The organism is Williamsia sp. M5A3_1d, assembly GCF_053345315.1.
Genome location: NZ_JBKEZX010000001.1, coordinates 144,083 through 164,907, shown reverse-complemented (window position 1 = coordinate 164,907; position 20,825 = coordinate 144,083). Strand labels below are relative to the sequence as shown.

Sequence of the window (20,825 nt, the reverse complement as noted above, 5' to 3'; positions counted from 1 at the left end):
CACCAGAAATCAGACGACGATGACATCCACCACGTGCAGTCCCGACGAACTCCGGACGCTGTTCCTGTTCGAGAAGCTCGACGAGTCACAGCTCGAGACCCTCTGCGAGAACGGTCATGTCGAGCTGATCGAGCCCGGTCCGGTGTACGCCGAGGGTGACGAGGCGACCTGCTTCTACGTGTTGATCTCCGGTGAGATGGTGATGAGCAAGCTCTCCGGTGGTGAGGACATCGAGATCAGTCGCACCTCGCAGCCGGGCGTGTACTCCGGTGCGTGGCAGGCGTATCTGGGTGAGCGTGCCTCGCAGACCTACCCGGCCTCGGCGCGGGCGCTGGTGCCGTCGAAGTTCTTCGTCCTCGACGCCGACGTGTTCGGCCGGCTGATCCGCGAATGGTTCCCGATGGCCGTCCACCTGTTGGAGGGACTGTTCTTCGGCAACCAGAACTCGCGACAGATCATGGACCAGCGCGAGCGGCTCCTCGCGCTCGGATCGCTGTCGGCGGGCCTGACCCACGAACTCAACAACCCCGCCGCGGCTGCGGTCCGTGCGACGGCCAGCCTGCGCGACAGGGTCTCGCACATGCGACGCAAGCTGGGCATGATCGCCTCGGGCACCTACGACCACGAGACGATGACCAGCCTCATCCGGTTGCAGGACGAGGCGGCCGAACTCGTCGCCAAGGCGCCGACGCTGTCGCCGATGGAGGCGGCCGACCGTGAGGACGAGCTCGCCGACTGGTTCGACGCCCGCGGCGTGGCCGGGGGTTGGGATCTCGCGCCGACCTTCGTCGCCGCAGGCATGGACGTGGCATGGCTGGACAAGGTCCGTGCGGGTGTCGACGACGACGCGCTCCTCGACAGCGCCATCCGGTGGCTGAACTACACCGTCGAGACCGAGCTGTTGATGAACGAGATCGCCGATTCCACCACCCGGGTGTCGACACTGGTCGACGCGGCCAAGCAGTACTCGCAGATGGATCGCGCCCCCTATCAACGGGCCGACCTGCGCGAGCTGCTCGACAGCACGCTGGTGATGCTGGGCCGCAAGATCGGCGACCTCACCGTCGTCAAGGAGTACGACCCCGCGCTGCCGGCGATCCCGATGTACGCCGCCGAGCTGAACCAGGTGTGGACCAACCTCATCGACAACGCGGTGGCCGCGATGGACGGTGCGGGCACGCTCACCATCCGCACGCGACGCGAGGGCGACACCGCGGTCGTGCAGATCGGCGACACCGGGCCGGGCATCGACGCCGCCATCCGAGACCGCATCTTCGAACCGTTCTTCACCACCAAACCGGTCGGGCAGGGGACCGGACTCGGTCTCGACATCTCCTGGCGCATCGTGGTGAAGAAGCACCGGGGCAGCCTGCGGGTCGAATCCGAGCCCGGTGCCACCACGTTCGAGGTGCGTATACCGATCGAACCGCGCGACTAGGGTGGGTCCATGGCGGCCGACGGTGGTTCCGGGGTGACGGGGTGACGCAGCAGATGTGGGCGCGCGGACGCTACGAGGCGGTCGGCGAACGGATAGCCGGTGTCGCCGCCGAACTCGTCGCGACGGTCGACGACATCCGTCCGCTGCGGGGGCGTGAGGTCGTCGATCTCGCGTGTGGCACGGGTTCGGTCGCGCTGGCCGCGGCACGCGCCGGAGCCCGCGTCACCGGTGTCGACATCACCGCCGACCTCCTCGGCCTGGCCGCGGCGAAAGCCGATGCCGCGCAATCCGAACCGATCACCTGGGTGCGTGCCGACGCGTCCGCCACCGGGCTGCCCGCAGACTCCGCCGACGTCGTCCTCTCGAGCATGGGCATCATCTTCGTGGAGCCGAGGGCGCAGGTCGCCGAGATCGCCCGCATCCTGCGCGCCGACGGCACCCTGGGCTTCACCTCGTGGGTGCGCGCGACGCACAACCCGTTCTACGACCCGATCGTGTCGGTGCTCGGCCCGCCCCGACCCGCCACCGACGATGCGACCTCGCACTCACCTGACGACTGGGGTGTACCCGACACCATCCACGCCCGCCTCGCGGGTGGCTTCGACACCGTCGAGATCGACCACCGTGTCCACACGTGGCGCTTCGGCAACCTCGAGACCGCGATGCACTTCATCTCCGAGGAGTCCCCGATGCACGTCGACGTACTGCACCGGGTCAGCGAGATGCAGCACGACCGGCTGATGTCGGCGTTCGAGGTGGCGCTCGCGCCGCACACCGACGCCGCGGGCACCATCGCCTTCGACTCGCCGTATGTGGTGGTCACCGCCCGTCGCCGCTGAGCGGGTACGCCCCGGCCGGGTGGGTTCACCCGACGGTTGTCCGTGAGCGGCCTCGGTCGCCTACCGTAGGGGAGTGAGTTCTCCACAGGTTTCCCCGTCATCGGGATCCGCGCCTGCAGCCCCGGGTGCGACAATCCGCGACGTGTCCGGCCGTGACGTGACCGAGGTGTCGTCCTCCCGTGACGACTTCAAGAAGGTCTTCACGTGGCGCGGGATCGACGCGACCCGGCTCGAGCAGGTCCGCGTCCAGGTGAGCGGTCTGCGCATCAAGGCGTTCGGACAGATCATCGGCGCGGCCACCGACACCCACGAGGCGTTCTCGGCCACCTACGACCTGCTCACCAACGACGCCGGGGTGACCCGACGTCTGTCGGTGCACCTCGCCCGGGCCGGCGGCGAGACGCAGATCTCGATCACCCGCGACGGCGAGAACAATTGGCTGGTGCAGACCCCGCAGGGCACCGAGCGCAGCGACTTCGGTGGAGCGCAGGACGTCGACCTGGTGCTGAGTCCGTTCTTCAACGCCCTTCCCATCCGTCGCCTCGATCTGCACCGTGTTCCCACGCAGACCCAGGTCCCGGTGGTCTACCTCTTCCTCCCGGAGGTCTCGGTCGCTCCGTCCACGGTGAGTTACCACTCGGCTGCCGATGCGATCGCGGTGCAGTCGCCGGTCGGTTCGTCGACCATCACCACCGACGACACCGGTTTCGTCCGTGACTACGAGGGACTCGCCGAGCGCATCTAATTCTCGGAGTCGGCAAACCGGGACTCGGCGGTCCAGACCCGGCCGAGGTGGGCCTGACGGCGCAGTTCCGCCGCCCACCCCGTCGCGCCGACCGTCACCCCGGTGATCGGCTGCACCGCCGTCGAGGTCATCGCCTCCCAGCGGGTGCGCACACGGTGCCCGTCCTCGACGACGAGTTCCACCGAGCCGCTGTCCCGAAGCGCGTCGCGCGCACGGGTCAGCCGGTCGAGCGCTTCGTCCATCGTGCCGAGCAGGGCGACGGTGTTGGCCTCGAGCATCGCGCGCTGCAGCGGAACCGCGGTACCGGCGACGCGGGTGCCGTCGCGGAAGCTGCCCGCGGCCAGGCGCAGGGCCAGCTGCCCGTCGCCGCCGGCGACCGATGCGGTGATCGCCGCCGTCACGTGCGGCAGATGTGAGATGGCCGCGACCACGCGGTCGTGTTCGTCGGTCGCCACCGGCACCACCACCGCACCCACCGAGAGGGCGAGGTCGGCGACCGCGGTCCAGATGTCGGGGTCCAGGCCGTCGTCGGCGGCGACCACCCAGCTCGCGCCGACGAACAGCGCGGGGTCGGTGGCCGCCCAACCGGACTGCGACGTCCCGGCCATCGGATGGCCACCGACCCACCGCGCCGACAGTCCTGAATCCGACACCGACTGCGCCACGGCCTGTTTCACGCTGATGACGTCGGTGACCGCACAGTTCGGGGCCCAGTGGGCGATGGCCTCGAGGACGGGGTCGAGGGCGGTGACGGGAACCGCCACCACGATCAGTGCGTCGGCCTCCGCGGCGCGCCGCAGCGTGCGTTCGAGGTCGTCGTCGGCGTCGTACCCGGCGGCGGTGGCCTCGGTGACCGTGGCCGCGGACCGGTTGTGTCCGAACGCGCTGCGTCCGGAGTCGGCCACCGCCCGCAGCAGCGAGCCGCCGATGAGGCCGAGGCCCAGCACACACAGCGGTGCCACGGCGTCGCTGGAGGGGGTGTCGGCCGACATGGGTTCAGGGTGGCACATCGTGTCGCACCTGGGAAAAGAGTCGTCCCGGTGCAGGGGGCGTCATCGCTTGGGATAACTCCGAGGGTGCGACTACGGTGTCGCACATGGCTGCTGCGAGTTCGGACGATCTGGACGGTTTCGCCGTCGCCGTCGTTCGCGAAGAGGGCAAGTGGACCGTCTCCGCGATGGACAACGCCGCGCTGACCAGCCTCGATGACGCCGAGAAGTCGCTGAAGCAGATGCGTAGCGCCGGTGCGGTCTTCGGCCTGCTCGATGTCGACGACGAGTTCTTCGTGGTGATCCGGCCGTCCCCCTCGGGTTCGCGGCTGTTGGTCTCCGACGCGACCGCCGCCATCGATTACGACATCGCCGCCGACGTCCTCGACGCGATCAACATCGACGTCCCCGACATCGACTCCGACGACCTCGACGACGTGGAACCGTGGGAGGAGGGCGACCTCGGGGTGCTCGCCGATCTGGGGTTGCCCGATTCGGTGATGAGCGTGATCGTCGGTGACACCGACCTCTACGCCGACGAGCAGATAGGGATGATCGCCGCGCGCCTCGGTTTCGCCGACGAGCTCGGCCGTGTTCTCGACTCGCTCGGTCACTGACCGCCGCCCGACGTCCGCGCCGTGACCCCGACCGACCCATGACACCGACAGATGCGGACCTGATGGCCGTGGCGCTGGAGGCGGCGAAATCGTCCGGGGCTCAGGATGTCCCGGTCGGTGCCGTCGTGTTCGATGCCGATCTCCGTGAGATCGCCCGCAGCGGCAACCTCCGTGAACGCGACGGTGACCCGACCGCGCACGCCGAGATCCGCGCACTGCGGGCCGCGGCGTCCGTCCACGGGGACGGATGGCGTCTGGAGGACTGCACCCTCGTCGTCACCCTCGAACCCTGCGTGATGTGTGCCGGCGCGATCACGTCTGCGCGGATCGGCCGACTCGTGTTCGGTGCGTGGGAACCGAAAACCGGCGCCGTGGGCTCACTGTGGGATCTCGTCCGCGATCGCCGACTCACCCATCGACCGCAGGTCCGGGCCGGTGTCCGCGAATCCGAGTGCGCCGACCTACTCCACGAGTTCTTCCGGGCGCACCGATCCGGGTGAGCCCATCCGTGGCCGCGTCGCGACCACCATGGCACGGTGGAGGCGGGTCGCACGTGGACCCCGAGGGTTGTGGCGGTACGACAACCGCCGAAGCAGAAGCCCTCGCACGCTCGACGAAGGGATGAACCATGGGCATCACCGACGACGCCAAGAACAAGGCCGAAGAACTCAAGGGACGCGGCAAAGAGGCCGCCGGCAGTGTGGCCGGCGACGACGAGCTGAAGGCCGAGGGCAAGGGCGACCAGGCCTCCGCCGACACCAAGCAGAAGATCGCCGACGCCGCCGATGCGGTGAAGGGCAAGATCGACGACGTGAAGGACAAGCTCACCGGGAAGTGATCCCGCCGGCGCCGCATGGGCCCTGAGCAGCGGATTTAGGCTCACCAGGGTCCTGCGGTAGTGTCTTCGGCGGTGGCGTGTCCGAGCGGCCGAAGGTGCAGCACTCGAAATGCTGTGTGCGGTAACCCCGTACCGGGGGTTCAAATCCCCCCGCCACCGCCACACCGATCCCCCGTTCGCGCACTGCGCGAACGGGGGATCTGTCGTCTGCGGCGCCGTATGGTGTTGCGATGGCGGTTGTTGTAGATCCTAAAGATTCACTTTTCTGGTTCGGGACCTCTGATGCGATGCCGACGGATCAGTACTTCGTGCTCGCCTTCTCGAACGTGGGATCGGCCGAGGGGCCGGCGTGGGAGGACCTGGTCGACCTCATCGCTGCCCGGTCCACCGCGATCCCCGCTCTGAACAAGCGGCTGGCCGAGAGCCCGGCGAGTATCGACTACCCCCGATGGCTCCATCACCCCGCCGACATGGACGAGTGCCTCCACCGCCTCGTCGACGAGGACCGAACGGCGTCGACGCCTGCCGTGACCCGTGAGTGGTCGACGTGTGTCGACGAGATCGAGCGACTCCTCGCATCGACCCTTGACGCGACCCGCACCCCGTGGCAGCTGCACATCGCGACCGACGTGGTGGGCGTCCCGCAGGTCGACGGGCCTGCGACGATCGTGTTCGTGCGGTTCAGTCATGTGCTGACCGACGGCCTGGGCGGGGCCGCGCTGCTGCGAGCCCTCTTCGGTCGTACGCCGCGACCCGACGACGCCGACGTGGCCGCCGACGCCGAACCCCGTGCACCCGGCGCGCTCGCGTGGCGTGTGCGCGACGTCGGTCGGGCCCTCGGTCGGCTCCTGCGCCTGCCGGTGGCGCTGGTGGCGACCGCCGTCGCGGGCCGCCGTTCCGCGCGGCCATCGGACGGGCCACAGCCACGGGTGTCGATCAACGCCTGCGGCGCGGGGATCCGTCACGTGACCGTGATGCCGATCCCGCATGAGGTCTCCTCGTCGCGCCGGTTCACCGTCACCCAGCTCGCGTTGTGCGCCGCGTCGCTCGCCACCGAGCGTCTGCTGGTCCGGCGCGGGGAGGTGCCGGATTCGCTCGCCGCGGCCGTGCCGGTCGCGGTGCGTGATGCCACGCCGTGGGTGGGGGCCAACCGGTTCGCCACCGCGGTCGTCGGACTCGGCATCGGGTCGTCCGATGCGCTCGATCGTGTCGAGACGATACGTTCGTCGCTCGGCGCCGAACGCCGTCGCCTGGGCAGTCGCGACACCATCAGGATCCTCCGACTCGCCGAATCGGTTCCGTGGCCGATCCTTTCGCGATACCTGCGTCGTGGACGCGCGCAGGGAGCGCCGAGCGGGTCGGTCCCCGCCCATCTCTCGGTGACGAGCGTGAACTGCGGCGACGGTGACATGGAGTTGCTGGGTGATCCCGCGGTCATGGTGGCGGGGTTCCCGTGTCTGTCGCCCGACATCGGTATCGGGCTCGGCATCTACGGACTGGGTGGCGACGTGACGCTCGGTGTGCTCACGTCTCCCGACGCGGTACCGGACGCCGACGAGTACACCGAGCTCTTGCGAACCGCGCTCGACGAAGTGTCGGCAGCCGTCGCCTGAACCGGCGTCCCGGCTCGCGCCGAGCCCCCGTCACCGGAAATCGGTCGTCCGGGGATCGGTCACTGGGGGATGAAGCCGAACGACGACTCGCCGCGGGTGCAGCGGGCGAGCACGCCGGCGGTCTGCGACGGCCCGCAGGACCAGCCGTCGACGGTGCGGTTGCGTCCGGTGGAGATGGTCGGGCCGTAGGTGCGGGCGACGGGCATGACCGTGCCGCAGTCGACGGAACCCCCCGGGAAGATGACGACCCGCAACGCGCCCTCGGGTCCGTTGGCGGTGTCGCACCGGGTGCCCGCGATCTCCGGCGCCGCCTTCGACGGCGGGATCGAGGTGGCCGCCGGCAGTCGGGGGCCGGGTACGGCCGTCGCGCTCGGATCGGTGCTGGTTGGCGCGTTCGGATCGATGGCCTCCGACGGGGCGGAGGCCGATCCGGTTGCCGAGGGGTCCGATGCCGAGGTCGCGGCGACCGACGAACTGCCCGATGCGGTGGTGTCGCCGGAGTCGCCGCAGGCGGCGAGGCCGACGGTGGCGGCCGCGGCGGCGATCATGACGGCCGCCCGGACTCGGTGGTTACGCATGGTTGTCACCGTATCGAACGCCGATGGGTGCGACCCCGGTCACTTCGCGGCGTCGGGGTGACCGATCACGCAAAGATGCGCATGGCAGAAAAATTGCAGGATTGCGCAAGTTCGTCCATGATCGACGGCATGACCTCGGGACTTCGGGAGACGAAGAAGGCGGCGACGCGGCAGGCGCTCGCCGTCGCCGTGCTGCGTCTGTCGGAGACAGAAGGCTTCGACAGCGTGTCGGTGGAGGCCGTCGCCGCCGAGGTCGGAGTCTCGCCGCGCACCTTCCACAACTATTTCGCCGGCAAGGAAGACGCACTGCGCTTCTACCTGACCGAGATCATCGATCGGATCTTCACCGCCCTGGAGGCGCGTCCCGGAGACGAGGGGTTCTGGGACTCGACCACCGCGGCGTTCATCGAGGTGATCTGCGACCGCGACGGCGACGCCCGGGCGTTGGCCCACCTGATGACGCTGATGGACACCGAGCCGTCCATCGCGATGAAGAAGAGTCGCAAGGGCGAATTCGACCCGATCGTGGCCCGCTTCGAGGCGTTGTGCGAGCAGCGGTCCATCGGTCGCGACGGGATGACCTACGCACGACTCGTCCTGGGATGCGCGGCCGTCGGTATCCGCGTCGCCCTCGAGGACCACCTCGACGGCGAGGTGGCGCCGGAGGCTCTGCGTTCGACGCTGCACCGCACCTTCGAACAGATCCGGAACGGGATGGCCGTGCCACTGACCGACCGCTGATCCCTGACCCCGCCCCGGGCTCCCGCCCGACAACGACTCTCTACCAACGACATCCGTCGTCGAACAGGAAAGAATCCATGGCCACATACTTGTACCGCATCGGCAAGTGGGCGTTCACGAACAAATTCAAGGTCATCGGCATCTGGATGCTGATCCTGGTCGGCATGGGCGTCGCGGGGTCGACACTCGCCGGGCCGTCGAGTTCGAGCTTCTCCATCCCGGGCATCCCGTCGGAGAAGGCCCAGGACAGCCTGGTCTCGAGCTTCCCGGAGAAGCCGAAGTTCTCCCAGGACATCAGCATCAAGTACGTGCTGAAGGCGCCTGCGGGCAAGACCCTGCTGGACTACCAGCCCGCCATCGATCAGATGGTCACCTCGATGAAGCAGTTCGACGGCGTCAAAGCACCCGACTCCATCGTCAACCCCTTCAGTCCGGAGGCCTTCGGCACGCCGAGCGACCCGGGCAAGGTCGTGCAGACCTCCGTCGATTTCCAGAAGGACACGTTCGGCAAGTCCGACGCCGACGCACGGGCCGACGCCGCGGTGTCGTCGCCGATCAACGCGAACGCCACCGTCGCCCAGCTCGGTGCGTCGTACACGGCGACCCAGGCCACCGACGTCTCCGACAAGGCGCATGACCAGCAGACCGCGGTCGCCGACGCGGCCCGCAGCGCGGGCCTGACCGTGGAGATGAGCGGTACCGCCCTCCCGCAGCCGGCGATCGGTGTCACCTCCGAGCTGATCGGTGTCGGCGTCGCGGTCGTCGTCCTCATCATCACGTTCGGCTCGTTCGTGGCCTGGGGCATGCCGATCCTGACCGCACTGGTCGGTCTGATCATCGGACTCATGGGTGTCAGCGCCGCGTCGGGCTTCTTCAGCCTCAGCGAGGAGACCCCGATCCTCGCGACGATGATCGGTCTCGCGGTCGGCATCGACTACGCGCTGTTCATCGTCTCCCGCTATCGACACGAACTCCTGGAGTCGAAGACCCGGGCCGAGGCGGCGGGACGTGCCGTGGGCACGGCGGGTTCGGCGGTCGTGTTCGCCGGGTTGACGGTGATCATCGCCCTGTCGGCGCTGTCGATCGTCAACATCCCCTTCCTCACCGCCATGGGCCTCGCGGCCGCGGTCACGGTCCTCGTCGCCGTCCTCGTCGCGCTCACCCTGCTGCCCGCGGTGCTCGGACTGTTCGGCGGCAAGGCGTTCGCCGGATCCATCGGATTCCTCAACGCACCCGACACCCCGAAGTCGTCGGGCTCGACGACCCCGCGTGTGTCGAACGGTTCACGCTTCGTCGACCAGATCGTGAAGCACCCGGCCGTGGCGCTCGTGCTCGGCGTCGTGGTGCTCGGCGTGATCGCCGCGCCGATGGTCGGTCTGAAGCTGGCACTGCCGAACGACGGGACGTCCGATCCGTCGACGTCGCCCCGCAAGGCCTACGACATCGTGGCCGAGGGCTTCGGACCCGGCCAGAACGGTCCTCTGGTCGTGGTGGCGAACGCCTCGGGAGTGTCCGATCCGAACGCTCGCAACGCCGCCTTCAACAGCGTCGTCACGAAGATCAAGCAGCTACCCGACGTGAAGACCGCCCTGGTCAGCCCCGGCGATGTGAACAAGGCCGGCGACGCCGCGGTGATCACGGTGCTGCCCAACAGCGGCCCGAGTTCGAGCGACACCCAGCAGCTCGTCAAGGACCTGCGTTCGGCGGAGTCGGGCATCACCCGCGCCGACGGCGTCACCTACGGGGTGACCGGCCAGACCGCCATCGAGAGCGATGTGTCCGATCGGCTCTCGCAGTCACTCATCCCGTACCTGGCGGTGGTCGTGGGTCTCGCGTTCATCCTGCTGATGCTGGTCTTCCGCTCGATCCTGGTCCCGCTCACCGCGGCGCTCGGGTTCCTGCTGAGCATCGTCGCCACCTTCGGCGCCACGGTCGCCATCTTCCAGAACGGCGACCTGGGGCTCATCGGCAACCCGCAACCGATCGTGAGCTTCCTGCCGATCTTCCTCATCGGCATCGTGTTCGGTCTCGCGATGGACTACCAGGTGTTCCTGGTGACCCGGATGCGCGAGGAATACGTCCACGGCGCGTCGGCGAAGGATGCGATCAAGAAGGGATTCGGGCACAGCGCCCGCGTGGTCGCCGCGGCGGCGACGATCATGATCTCGGTGTTCGCGGCCTTCATGCTGCAGGACAACTCGCTGATCAAGTCGATGGGCTTCGCCCTCGCCGCAGCGGTCTTCTTCGACGCCTTCATCATCCGCATGATCGTCATCCCGGCGGCGCTCGCGCTGCTCGGCGACAAGGCGTGGTGGCTGCCGAAGTGGCTCGACCGCATCCTGCCGAACGTCGACGTCGAAGGCGAGAAGTTGAACGAGTATCTCGCCGAGACGGCACCGGAAGGCGGTCGGCACCGCGAGACGGTCGGCGTCTGACCCCAGACGCGGACATGCCCTCGAGGTGAGTTCGGGGGACGGCGACGATTGCTGCGAGATATCGCGGCGATCGTCGTCGTTGTCGTTGCCGCCGCGTCTAGGCTGACCCGATGACAGTGACCCGCATCACATCGTTGTCGCGGCGCCTCGTGGTCGCGGCGGGAGCCGTTCTCCTCGCCTGCGCGGTACCGGTGACCACCGCGCACGCCACTCCCAGTTCCGGCATCAGCGCGGTCGACCTCGCCCAGGCCGACATCCCCGCGGGGTTGCTGCCGTTCATCACCGGCCCGGGGAAGGCGACGGTCCGCGAGATCACCATCGCACCGGGCGGCACCACGGGCTGGCACTTCCACGACGGTCGCCTGATCGGGACCGTGAAGCAGGGCACGCTCACCCACCCCGGCGCCGACTGCAAGCCCGTCGTCTACCGGCAGGGCCAGCTCATCGTGGAGCCCGAGAGCGAGAGGAACACGCACGTCGGTCGCAACCTCACGTCGTCGCCGGTGATCCTCGACGTGCTGTACCTGCTGCCCGCGGGCAAGCCGTTCTTCGAGGACGCCCCCGCGCCGCCGTGTGACGCCCCGCGCCGGTAGTACGCGCGGGGGTCGGCAGGTCTGGGATGATCGGGAGTCGTGACCGTCCCCCAGACCCCCGACCGCGCCACCACCCCCGACCACAGCTTCGCGTTCGGCACGGAACTCGCCGGGACCCTGGGGCGCACGGGGGTCATCAGCACCCCGCACGGTGACATCCGCACCCCGGCATTCATCCCCGTGGGTACCAAGGCCACGGTGAAGACCGTGGTACCCGAGGCGGTGGCCGATCTCGGCGCGCAGGCGGTGCTGGCCAACGCCTACCACCTGTACCTACAGCCCGGCCCCGAGATCGTGGACGCCGCAGGTGGATTGGGCCGGTTCATGAACTGGCCCGGGCCCACCTACACCGACAGCGGCGGGTTCCAGGTGATGTCGCTGGGGGTGGGGTTCAAGAAGGTCATCTCGATGGAGGTGCGCGAGACCGAGAACGACGACGTCATCGCACCGGGCAAGGAGCGTCTCGCGCGGGTCGACGACGACGGCGTCACCTTCAAGTCGCATCTCGACGGCACCACCCACCGGTTCAGTCCGGAGGTGTCGATGCAGATCCAGCACCAGCTCGGTGCCGACATCATCTTCGCGTTCGACGAACTGACCACACTGATGAACACCCGTGCCTACCAGGTGGATTCGCTCGAACGGACCCGTTTGTGGGCCATCCGGTGTCTCGACGAGCACAACCGCCTGACCCGCGAACGTCACGACCGTCCGCTGCAGTCGCTGTGGGGTGTGGTGCAGGGCGCGCAGTACGAGGATCTGCGTCGCGCCGCCGCACGCGGGCTGATGGAGGCGAGTCGCCGCGACCAGGACGCCGGCGGCCGCGGTTTCGGCGGGTACGGCATCGGAGGGGCGCTCGAGAAGGAGAACCTCGGTCAGATCGTCGGGTGGGTCAATGACGAGCTGCCCAGGGATACGGCCAAGCACCTCTTGGGGATCAGTGAGCCCGACGACATCTTCACCGCCATCGAGAACGGCATCGACACCTTCGACTGCGTGTCGCCGTCCCGGGTGGCGCGCAACGGCGCCATCTACTCGTTCGACGGGCGCTACAACATCACCAACAGCCGCTTCCGCTCCGACTTCTCACCGATGGAACCGGAGTTGGAGAACTACTCCTCGCAGTACAGCCGCGCGTACATCCACCACCTGTTCAAGGCCAAGGAGGGACTGGCCGCAACGCTGTGCACCATCCACAACGAACACTTCATCGTGACGCTGGTGGACCGGGCGCGACAGGCCATCGAGGACGGGAACTACGCCGAGTACCGCGATGCGTTCCTCGCCCGCTACTACGCGGCGAGTCGCTGAGCCGGCCGGAACGCATTCGGCGTGCCCCCCGGCGGGGACGCCCCCCGGCCTCTAGTCTTTTTGTACAGCAGGGAATCCGATCCCCGCGCAGGACATCTCGACGATGCGACGACCTCGGACAAGGAGTGCCATGACCTACCCGCCGCCCGGCGACGACCCGTTGCGCAAGCAACCCGATCCGTCCGGCGACCAGAACCCCGGCGGCTACCCGCCGCCCGGGTCGTACCCGCCACCGCAGGGGTCCTATCCCCCGCCGCAACAGGGTTCGTTTCCACCCCCGCCGCCCGGTGCGTTCCCCCCGCCGCCCGGTGCATACCCCCCGCCCGGTGGGTTCGGTGGTGCTCCGGGCTACGGCGGGCCGCCCGGATTCCCTCCACCGCCCACCCGATACTCGCTGGGCGACGCGATCTCGGTCGGTTGGGAGCGGTTCAAGGACAACCCGGGAACGTGGATCGGGTTCTTCGTCCTGAACTTCGCACTCATCGCCGTCGCGTTCGTCATCTACTTCGTGGTCCTGTTCGGTTCGGCTTTCGCGTTGTCGGACTCGACCGACTCGTCGGCGGCGAACACCGGATTCTCCATCGGGGCCATCGCGCTCAGCGCAGTGTTCTTCGTGGTGTTCGTCGCCATCCTGTTCGTGTTCCAGGCGGCGGCCATCCAGGGCGCGTTGCAGGAGGTGGTCGGGCAGAAGGCGCAGATCGGTGCGATGTTCCGGTTCCGCAAGCTCGCTGACGTCATCGTCGCGTCGTTGCTCGTCGGACTCATCGTCGGTGTGGGACTCGCGCTGTTCTATCTTCCGGGCATCATCGCGGGATTCCTGCTCACGTACACGCTGTATTTCGTGATCGAGGACGGGCTGTCGCCGGTGGCCGCCATCAAGGCCAGCTTCCGACTCTCCACCGGGCGATTCGGCGACGTCTTCGTGTTGCTGCTTCTGAGCGGGATCATCGGCGGGCTCGGCGCCATCGTCTGCTACGTCGGCGTCGTGGTGACCGCGCCGATCGCCGCGATCGCGCAGGCCTACGGGTTCCGCATGTTCACCGGCAAGCCCGTCGCGCCGGTCAGACTCCGTTAGTCACCGCGGTCCCCACAATGCACGAGCGCCCCGCAGACGACATCGTCTGCGGGGCGCTCGGGTCTCGTGGTCGGTTCAGACGCGCACGACGCGGGTGCCGCCCGCGAACTTGTCGTGCAGGCCCTGCTTGTTGGGGTCGTTGCTGATGGTCACGCCGATGGCGATGACCAGACCCAGCGTCACCAGGCCGACGAGGAACGGCAGGATGATCAGGAAATTGAGCAAGGCGGTCAGCACCGAGAGCAGCATCCAGATGTTGCGCTTGAAGGCCACGTCCTGGGCCGGGATGTTGCCGTCGGGTCCGACGGTGCGCAGCTTCAGCAACTGCTTGCCTAGGGTGGCGCCCTTACGGGACTCGAAGTACGTGAAGTAGATGATCGCCGCGAAGCTGAGGATCACCGACACGATGTAGTAGGCGGCGTTGCCGCCGACCACGCCGACGATGGCCTCGATGATCGCGACCGGGATCGCCACGATGATCCCGTCGATGATGCGCGCACCCAGTCGGACGCCGGCCCCGGCCGGTTGTCCCGACGTCTGATAGATGCCCTGCTCGCCGTACTGCTGCTGACCCACCGGCGGTGGGGGCGGGTACTGGCCGGGTGGGGGATAGGACCCCGGGGCACCGCCCTTCGACAGATCGGGGGCCGGGTACTGGGGCTGACCGTATTGCGGCTGTCCGTACTGAGGCTGTCCGTACTGGGGTTGCCCGGGTTGGGGCGACCCGTACTGAGGATCCTGACCCTCCGGATTCTGGCCCGGGTACTGGGGTCCGGTCATGTGACGTCCTCTCGTTTCGGCGCGTGCCGGGGGATGGTCCGCGTGGCCGCCAGTCTAAATCAGAACCAATCGGACACCGCGGGAATCGGTGACGCTGACGCGGTTGGTGATCGCAGGTCGATGATCGTCGATCACCAGAGGTCGTCGGGATCGAGGATCCACGGGCCGTTCGGGAGGGCAGCGGGATCGAACCGACGGAGAACGTCGGCCGCGGTGAGGTTTTCACCGATCGTGCCGAGGCTCAACGACGACGCCAGCAACGAGAGCAGGCGCGTGTCGTCGACGCCGACCATGGCGAGGTCGGCACGCGTGACCGCCCCGTCGCGCTTGGCCAGGCGCGCTCCGGAGGTGTTGAGCACCAGCGGTACGTGGGCATAGTGCGGCACGGGCACGCCGATCAATGTGGCGAGATACGCCTGACGCGGGGCTGAGGTGAGCAGGTCGTCGGCCCGGACCACCTGGTCGACACCCTCGGTGCCGTCGTCGATCACGACGGCGAGGTTGTAGGCGGCCGTACCGTCGCCCCGTCGGAGCACGAAGTCGTCGACAACGCCGGTGAAGTCACCGCACAGTGTGTCGGAGATAGTGAAAGTGTTTGTGTCGCTGCGTAACCGGATGGCCGGATCGCGGCCCGCGGCGCGCCGGGCGGCACGGTCGGCGTCGTCGAGATCCCGGCAGGTGCCGGGATAGGAGCCGGGCGGGGCGTGCGGTGCGATGGTCGCGGCGTGGATCTCGCGGCGGCTGCAGAAGCACTCGAAGGTCCGGCCGGCGGCGGTGAGGTCGTCGATGACGGCGTCGTAGATGTGGGCTCGTCGCGATTGCACGGTCGGCTCGTCGTCCCAGTCGATGCCGAGCGCGCGAAGGTCACCGAGTTGGGTGTCGGCGACGCCCTCTCGGGAGCGGTCGTCGAGGTCGTCGATGCGGATGACGAAGCGCCGGTCGGTGCTGCGGGCGAACAGCCATGCGAGCAGTGCGGTGCGGAGGTTGCCGATGTGGAGGTCGCCCGAGGGCGACGGCGCGTACCGACCCGCGCCGGGCGTTTGGATCATGACGTCGACCGCTCGACGTACTCGCCGAGTTCGGCGGGGACGAGTCGGGCGGTGGCGTCGGTGGGGTGCCACCAGAAGGCGATCTCGTGGGGCGCGTCGAGAATCGGGAACCGGTCACGGTCGACCGGGGCGTTCTGCACCTCGGTGTCGAAGGCGAACACGATCTCGTGACCGTTCTCGTCGTCGGCGGTGAAGAGGTTCTCGAACACCCCCAGCAGCGTCGCCGACGAGACGGTGATCCCCAGCTCCTCGGTGATCTCCCGATCGAGGGCGGTCCGCGCTGTTTCACCGAACTCGATGCCGCCGCCGAGGGGGCGGACGCGCGGGTCGTCGGTCCCGATGCCGTGACCGGTGACGAGGAGGGCACCGTCGGATGGTCGCCGGATCAACGCCAGCACGATCGGCCGAATCGAATTCGCCATGACCTCAAGCGTAAACGCGCCGGCCTCCACCGAGTCGAATGGTCGTGCTGACTGTGTGGAAAGCCAAGTCGAATGTGCTGGCAGCGTGGCGTGAGCCGAGAGGCAGACAACGCACATTCGGCGAAGGCTTTCCGCACAGTCAGCGGCGGTAGAACCCAACCACCGACTAGGCCGCCGGATACAGCGGGTGGCGGGGCCAGGTGATGTCGAACCGATGACTCGGGGCCGGAACGTCAGGTGGATTCCGGAATTGTTCGAGGAGTTCGTCGATCCGGTGCAAGTGGTTGGCGCGGAGTTGATCGCGTGGGTCGGTGTTGCGTCGCCAGCCGTACCGTCCCTTGTCGCGGCCATCGATGATCTTCTCTGTCGACCATTGGTGAGCTTCGGGACCCACGGCACGGTTGTGCGGTCCGCATGCCGGCGCCAGGTGGGTGGAGTCGGTGAGGCCGCCGTCAGCCCAATCCTGTTCGGCGTGATGCATCTCGGTGTGCGCGAAGGCGACGCCGCAGTCGTCTTTGCTGCAGCCGCGGTATTGCGCGAACGCCATAAGCCGTTGAGCCTGAGACGCGAGGCGTCGGGTCCGGCCGTAGAACAGCGGCTCATTGGTGACGTCGCTGAACACCGCGAGATGGGATTGAGCGTCGGCGGCGAGCTTCACGACATCACCGATCGGGAGGTCGGTACCTGTGGTGGTGCGTGCGACGCCGGCGTGTTCACGCAGTTGGGCGTCGGTGATGGAGACGATGATCTGCGGCGGCAACCCTCGATGAGATCCGCCGAGCAGTCCACCGTTCACGGCGGCATCGAGCAACGCCTTGAAGGCATCGTGGTTGCGTTGGGACTGCGATCGGCAATCTCGATCCGCGGCTTCCCGCAACACATCACCGCTGATCTCGCTGCCGTCGCCGTGAGGTGACTGCTCGTCGTCGGGATTGTTCATCCCCGGCGCGGCCCATTTCGCGAGCACCACATCGAACAGCGCACGGGTGACCGGATCCAATGTCGCTGTCAGCTTCGACATCAACTGCGAGTCCTGGCACCCCAGCGACAGTTTCCGATTCCGTGCGCGATCGCGGTCGTCAGTCAAACGGCCGTCGGGATCGAGATGCGCCAGGATGCGCACACCGGCCGCGGCGATCTCTTTCGGTGTGAGTGTGGTCGCGAACTCGGCGAGGGTCTGCTCCGCGAACGCCCGATGCTCAGGTTCGACCGCGGTGGGGATCTTGCCCATCACATCCAGCACGGCGTGGACGTGGTCGGGGCCGATCGCACCAGCGGCCAATTCCCGTGCTGTGTTCGGGCACACCGGTGGCAGCTTCTCGCCGGTCATGGCGTGCATCGGTTCGAGCGCCTGCACTTCTCTCAGACGCTTCTTCGGTTGCGTCACGCGCAATTTCGTCCGCAGGAACTCGGTCAGGTTCACACATCCCACGGCGCGGTGGGCGTCGCGGTCGGACACCTCGAGGATCCTGCGATTGCCGGCGGCCTCGAGTCGGCGGGCGATGCGTTCATGGCGGATGGCGAGATCCGCGACTTCCTCCTCGGTGCACGAGGTGGAGTCCGCGGAAAGGATTCTGTCCACAATCTGTTCCAGGGCAGCGTAATCCGCTTCGATTGCGTTCAAAGGTCTCCCCCTCCCCAGGTGGATCTGTACATCTATCCTAGCACGGATGTTCGAAATGTGGGGGATTGATTTCAGTGAATAGTGTTGAACGCTGGTGTATTTCGCTCGTCTGGTTGCGTTCTACTACCGCTGACTGTGCGGAAGCCGGTCGCCGAGTGTGCGTTGCTGCGTTGTCGGCTCACGGTGCGCTGTCCGCACACTCGGCGACCGTTTCCGCACAGTCAGCACCACAGCCCGTTTCCGCACAGTCAGCGCGACCGGCCGCTTTCCGCGCCACCGCAGGCAAGGGGCAGCGTCGGGGGTGGGGTTGGTGAGACGATGGGGAGGTGGACCTCCCCGTCATGCCACCTGTCGCCCCGATGCTCGCCAAGGCGGTCACCGCTGTGCCCGCCCAGCCCGACGACGGCATCGCGTGGTCGCACGAACCGAAGTGGGATGGGTTCCGTGCGCTGATCTTTCGCGACGGCGACGAGGTGTTCATCGGCTCGCGCAGTGGTAAGGACCTCGCTCGATACTTCCCCGAACTGGTCGAGGCGGCACGAACCGAGCTCCCCGACCGGGTGGTCGTCGACGGCGAGATCGGCGTGCAGGCCGAGATCGGCGGCGTCCGCCGGCTCGACTGGGATTCGCTGAGCCAACGTATCCACCCCGCGGACTCGCGGGTGCAGATGCTCGCCGAGGCCACGCCGGCCATGTTCATCGGGTTCGACGCGCTCGCCCTCGGCGACCGCGATCTGACCGGCGAGACCTTCCGCGTGCGCCGCGACGCGCTCACCGAGGCCATCCCGGGTGCCGGGTTCCTCCGGGTCAGCCGCGTGACCACCGACTCCCAGACCGCGATCGACTGGTTCAGCGCTTTCGAGGGCGCAGGACTCGACGGCGTCGTGAGCAAGCGCATCGACGGGACCTACGTCGGCGGCAAACGAGAGATGTTGAAGGTCAAGCACAAACGCACCGCCGACTGCGTGGTGATCGGCTACCGGGTGCACAAGAGCGGTACCGGCGTCGGGTCGATGCTGCTCGGGCTCTATCGGGACGGGCAATTGCGCAGCGTCGGCGGATCGAGTGCGTTCACCGACGCCAAGCGCATCGAGCTGCAGCAGCAGTTCGAGCCGATGCGTCTCGACCCCGACCACACCGCGCGGGGCGAGCCGAACCGCTGGAACTCCGCCGGAACCGGCGAATGGATCCCGATCCGCCCCGAGCTCGTGGTGGAGGTCGGCTACGACCAGATGGAGAAGGAACGCTTCCGTCACACCGTGAAGTTCCAGCGATGGCGGCCTGACCGCGACCCCGAGAGCTGCGGGTACGACCAGCTCGAGGTGCCGCTCACCTACGACCTGCACGACGTGCTGGAAGGGGCCGACTGATGGCGAAGACCCCGGCGGCGATGGTCACCGTGGGTGATCGGGAAGTCCGCGTCTCGAGCCCCGACCGCGTGGTCTTCGAGGCGACCGATCGAACCCCGGACATCACCAAACTCGAGGTGTGCGAGTACTTCGCCGGCGTCGGCGACGTTCTCATGGCGGCGATCGGTGAGCGACCCACCGCCATGGAACGGTGGCCCGACGGCTGGCGCCAGGGGATGCGACTGGCCACCGGACCTCAGGATCGAGAGGGGGACGGCTTCTATCAGAAGCGTCTCCCCAAGGGGGCGCCGGATTTCGTCGACACCGTGTCGATCGCGTTCCCGAGCGGACGCAAGGCGGACGAGCTCTGCCCGACCGAGCCCGCGTCGATGGTGTGGGCCGCCCAGATGGGAGCGCTGACGTTCCACCCCTGGCCGGTGCGACGGCCCGACGTCGATCACCCCGACGAACTCCGTATCGATCTCGATCCGCAGCCCGGCACGTCGTTCTCCGATGCGCAGCGGGTCGCCGGTGTGCTGAAGGAACTGTTGGAGGAGTACGGCCTCCGCGGCTACCCGAAGACCAGCGGTAACCGCGGCGTGCACGTCTACGTCCGCATCGAGCCGCGTTGGACCTTCGACGAGGTCCGCCATGCGGCGATCGGTCTGGGACGCGAGCTCGAACGCCGAGACGACGGTGTGACGACCGCCTGGTGGAAGGAGGAACGCGGCACCCGTCTGTTCCTCGACTACAACCAGAACCTTCGCGACCGGACGATCGCCAGCGCCTGGAGCCTGCGCGCGCGGCCCGGGGCGCCGGTGAGCACACCGCTCACCTGGGAGCGGCTCGCCGAGGTCACCGACGCGCGGGACTTCAACCTCACGACCATCCCCGATTTCCTGGCCGACGGTGATCCGTGGTCGGACATCGAGGCGCAGGCGTACTCGATCGAGCCCCTGCTCGAACTGTGGGAGACGTTGCCGGGCGGCGAACTCAACTTCCCGCCCGACTACCCGAAGCAGAGGGGTGAGCCACCACGGGTGCAGCCGAGCAAAAAGGTCGAGTCGCACTGGGACTCCGACGGCAACAGGGTGGAGTGATCCGCGCGGAGCCGACTACTGCGGCGCGAAGAAATCCGTGATCGCCTTGTCCCACATCACGTCCCGCTTGCGGTCGCAGTAGGTCCGGATCCAGTTCTGCAACGCCAGGAGGGTCGCGATCACCAGGCCGATGAGCACGATCACCACCGCTACCGCGGTCACGCCGGCGTCGGCACGCAACGGCATCGGCGGGGTGGGGCGGCCGTCCTGATCGACGGTGAGCAGCAGTGAGCTGCCGGCGGCGGTGCCCGGTGGGACGGTGATGACCCCGGACTTCGCGGCGCCCTTGTAGGTCCAGTGCGCGGGCACCTTGTTGGACTCGTCGGACCCGATGGTCGAGGTGATCGGCGTGACGGCCGCCGAGCTGAGGTCGGTCGTCGCGCTGACGGTGTCGATCCGCTTCTGCGGCGGATCGTCCTGGTGTGAACTCCAGATCAGGATTCCGGGGACGATGGCCAGCGGCAGCAAGATCATGCCGACGAGGACCAGCAGCCGGTGCATGCGACGTTCGGTGATGTCGATCTCGCGTTCGAGCGGGTTCGCGCCCCGATGGTGCCGGGCGTTCGCGCGGCGCATCGCACGCCGCGCGTCGGATCGCCGCTCACCGGACATCGGCCGCTCCTGGGTCGGATCGTGTTCGTGGGTGATGCACGTCTGCGGTCTCCGAGTGCTCCGGGCGGCCACAACCG

The 20,825-nt window shown here is 67.9% G+C and carries 21 protein-coding genes and 1 tRNA gene; 15 read left to right on the top strand and 7 right to left on the bottom strand.

Annotation, left to right across the window (positions count from 1 at the left end):
* The first annotated feature begins 19 nt into the window (after positions 1 to 19).
* The 3 genes from ACLBW1_RS00860 to ACLBW1_RS00850 all read left to right on the top strand — a co-directional run bounded on the left by ACLBW1_RS00860 (position 20) and on the right by ACLBW1_RS00850 (position 3,022).
* A complete protein-coding gene (locus ACLBW1_RS00860; RefSeq protein ID WP_447809510.1) occupies positions 20 to 1,438 on the top strand; it encodes an ATP-binding protein in 1,419 nt (472 codons plus the stop codon).
* A gap of 41 nt (positions 1,439 to 1,479) precedes the next feature.
* Positions 1,480 to 2,277, top strand: a complete 798-nt coding sequence (locus ACLBW1_RS00855; protein WP_447809509.1) for a class I SAM-dependent methyltransferase — start codon at positions 1,480 to 1,482, stop codon at positions 2,275 to 2,277.
* A 133-nt stretch (positions 2,278 to 2,410) separates the two neighbouring features.
* The gene (locus ACLBW1_RS00850; protein ID WP_447811092.1) at positions 2,411 to 3,022 is read left to right on the top strand and encodes a putative glycolipid-binding domain-containing protein; all 612 of its coding nucleotides are present in this window, start codon (positions 2,411 to 2,413) and stop codon (positions 3,020 to 3,022) included.
* On the opposite strand, the gene ACLBW1_RS00845 is transcribed toward ACLBW1_RS00850, so the two are convergent.
* A complete protein-coding gene (locus ACLBW1_RS00845) occupies positions 3,019 to 4,014 on the bottom strand; it encodes a prephenate dehydrogenase (RefSeq protein WP_447809508.1) in 996 nt (331 codons plus the stop codon). The genes ACLBW1_RS00850 and ACLBW1_RS00845 overlap by 4 nt on opposite strands.
* A gap of 104 nt (positions 4,015 to 4,118) precedes the next feature.
* Here ACLBW1_RS00845 and ACLBW1_RS00840 point away from each other — a divergent pair, with 104 nt between their 5' ends.
* From ACLBW1_RS00840 to ACLBW1_RS00820, 5 genes are all read left to right on the top strand, one after another.
* On the top strand, positions 4,119 to 4,628 hold the full coding sequence (locus tag ACLBW1_RS00840; RefSeq protein ID WP_447809507.1) for a tRNA adenosine deaminase-associated protein: 510 nt from the start codon (positions 4,119 to 4,121) through the stop codon (positions 4,626 to 4,628).
* Positions 4,629 to 4,666: 38 nt separating this feature from the next.
* Positions 4,667 to 5,128 carry a nucleoside deaminase gene (locus ACLBW1_RS00835; protein WP_447809506.1) on the top strand — a complete coding sequence of 154 codons (462 nt, stop codon included), beginning with the start codon at positions 4,667 to 4,669 and terminating at the stop codon, positions 5,126 to 5,128.
* Between the two features lie 128 nt (positions 5,129 to 5,256).
* The gene (locus ACLBW1_RS00830) at positions 5,257 to 5,466 is read left to right on the top strand and encodes a CsbD family protein (protein ID WP_434215477.1); all 210 of its coding nucleotides are present in this window, start codon (positions 5,257 to 5,259) and stop codon (positions 5,464 to 5,466) included.
* Positions 5,467 to 5,537: 71 nt separating this feature from the next.
* Positions 5,538 to 5,628 (top strand) — tRNA-Ser (locus ACLBW1_RS00825).
* 68 nt (positions 5,629 to 5,696) lie between these two features.
* Positions 5,697 to 7,079, top strand: coding sequence for a wax ester/triacylglycerol synthase domain-containing protein (locus ACLBW1_RS00820; RefSeq protein WP_447809504.1), 1,383 nt, complete (start codon positions 5,697 to 5,699; stop codon positions 7,077 to 7,079).
* 59 nt (positions 7,080 to 7,138) lie between these two features.
* On the opposite strand, the gene ACLBW1_RS00815 is transcribed toward ACLBW1_RS00820, so the two are convergent.
* Positions 7,139 to 7,657 (bottom strand): hypothetical protein, encoded by a 519-nt coding sequence (locus ACLBW1_RS00815; RefSeq protein WP_447809503.1) that lies wholly within the window; start codon positions 7,655 to 7,657, stop codon positions 7,139 to 7,141.
* Positions 7,658 to 7,786: 129 nt separating this feature from the next.
* Between ACLBW1_RS00815 and ACLBW1_RS00810 the strand changes: the two genes are divergently transcribed.
* From ACLBW1_RS00810 to ACLBW1_RS00790, 5 genes are all read left to right on the top strand, one after another.
* Positions 7,787 to 8,398 carry a TetR/AcrR family transcriptional regulator gene (locus tag ACLBW1_RS00810; protein WP_447809501.1) on the top strand — a complete coding sequence of 204 codons (612 nt, stop codon included), beginning with the start codon at positions 7,787 to 7,789 and terminating at the stop codon, positions 8,396 to 8,398.
* Positions 8,399 to 8,475: 77 nt separating this feature from the next.
* The gene (locus tag ACLBW1_RS00805; RefSeq protein ID WP_447809500.1) at positions 8,476 to 10,833 is read left to right on the top strand and encodes an MMPL family transporter; all 2,358 of its coding nucleotides are present in this window, start codon (positions 8,476 to 8,478) and stop codon (positions 10,831 to 10,833) included.
* Between the two features lie 110 nt (positions 10,834 to 10,943).
* Positions 10,944 to 11,426, top strand: a complete 483-nt coding sequence (locus ACLBW1_RS00800; RefSeq protein ID WP_447809498.1) for a cupin domain-containing protein — start codon at positions 10,944 to 10,946, stop codon at positions 11,424 to 11,426.
* Positions 11,427 to 11,465: 39 nt separating this feature from the next.
* Positions 11,466 to 12,737: a tRNA guanosine(34) transglycosylase Tgt gene (gene tgt, locus ACLBW1_RS00795; protein WP_447809497.1), complete on the top strand. Its 1,272-nt coding sequence runs from the start codon at positions 11,466 to 11,468 to the stop codon at positions 12,735 to 12,737.
* Positions 12,738 to 12,867: 130 nt separating this feature from the next.
* Positions 12,868 to 13,812, top strand: coding sequence for a hypothetical protein (locus tag ACLBW1_RS00790; protein ID WP_447809496.1), 945 nt, complete (start codon positions 12,868 to 12,870; stop codon positions 13,810 to 13,812).
* A 75-nt stretch (positions 13,813 to 13,887) separates the two neighbouring features.
* Here ACLBW1_RS00790 and ACLBW1_RS00785 read toward each other — a convergent pair whose 3' ends face one another.
* The 4 genes from ACLBW1_RS00785 to ACLBW1_RS00770 form a co-directional block, all read right to left on the bottom strand.
* Positions 13,888 to 14,592 carry an RDD family protein gene (locus tag ACLBW1_RS00785; protein ID WP_447809495.1) on the bottom strand — a complete coding sequence of 235 codons (705 nt, stop codon included), beginning with the start codon at positions 14,590 to 14,592 and terminating at the stop codon, positions 13,888 to 13,890.
* Positions 14,593 to 14,723: 131 nt separating this feature from the next.
* Positions 14,724 to 15,641: a tRNA glutamyl-Q(34) synthetase GluQRS gene (gluQRS, locus tag ACLBW1_RS00780; RefSeq protein WP_447809494.1), complete on the bottom strand. Its 918-nt coding sequence runs from the start codon at positions 15,639 to 15,641 to the stop codon at positions 14,724 to 14,726.
* Complete coding sequence (locus tag ACLBW1_RS00775; protein WP_447809493.1) at positions 15,638 to 16,063, bottom strand: NUDIX domain-containing protein; 426 nt, start codon at positions 16,061 to 16,063, stop codon at positions 15,638 to 15,640. The genes gluQRS and ACLBW1_RS00775 overlap by 4 nt, the downstream gene beginning before the upstream one ends.
* A gap of 166 nt (positions 16,064 to 16,229) precedes the next feature.
* Entirely contained in the window at positions 16,230 to 17,645 is a 1,416-nt protein-coding gene (locus ACLBW1_RS00770; protein ID WP_447809492.1) for a DUF222 domain-containing protein, read from the bottom strand.
* A gap of 368 nt (positions 17,646 to 18,013) precedes the next feature.
* On the opposite strand from ACLBW1_RS00770, the gene ACLBW1_RS00765 reads away from it, so the two are divergent.
* Positions 18,014 to 19,057, top strand: a complete 1,044-nt coding sequence (locus ACLBW1_RS00765) for an ATP-dependent DNA ligase (protein WP_447809491.1) — start codon at positions 18,014 to 18,016, stop codon at positions 19,055 to 19,057.
* Entirely contained in the window at positions 19,057 to 20,136 is a 1,080-nt protein-coding gene (locus tag ACLBW1_RS00760; protein WP_447809490.1) for a DNA polymerase domain-containing protein, read from the top strand. Before ACLBW1_RS00765 ends, ACLBW1_RS00760 begins: the two co-directional genes overlap by 1 nt.
* 15 nt (positions 20,137 to 20,151) lie before the next feature.
* Here ACLBW1_RS00760 and ACLBW1_RS00755 read toward each other — a convergent pair whose 3' ends face one another.
* Complete coding sequence (locus ACLBW1_RS00755; protein ID WP_447809489.1) at positions 20,152 to 20,748, bottom strand: Rv1733c family protein; 597 nt, start codon at positions 20,746 to 20,748, stop codon at positions 20,152 to 20,154.
* Positions 20,749 to 20,825: the final 77 nt, after the last annotated feature.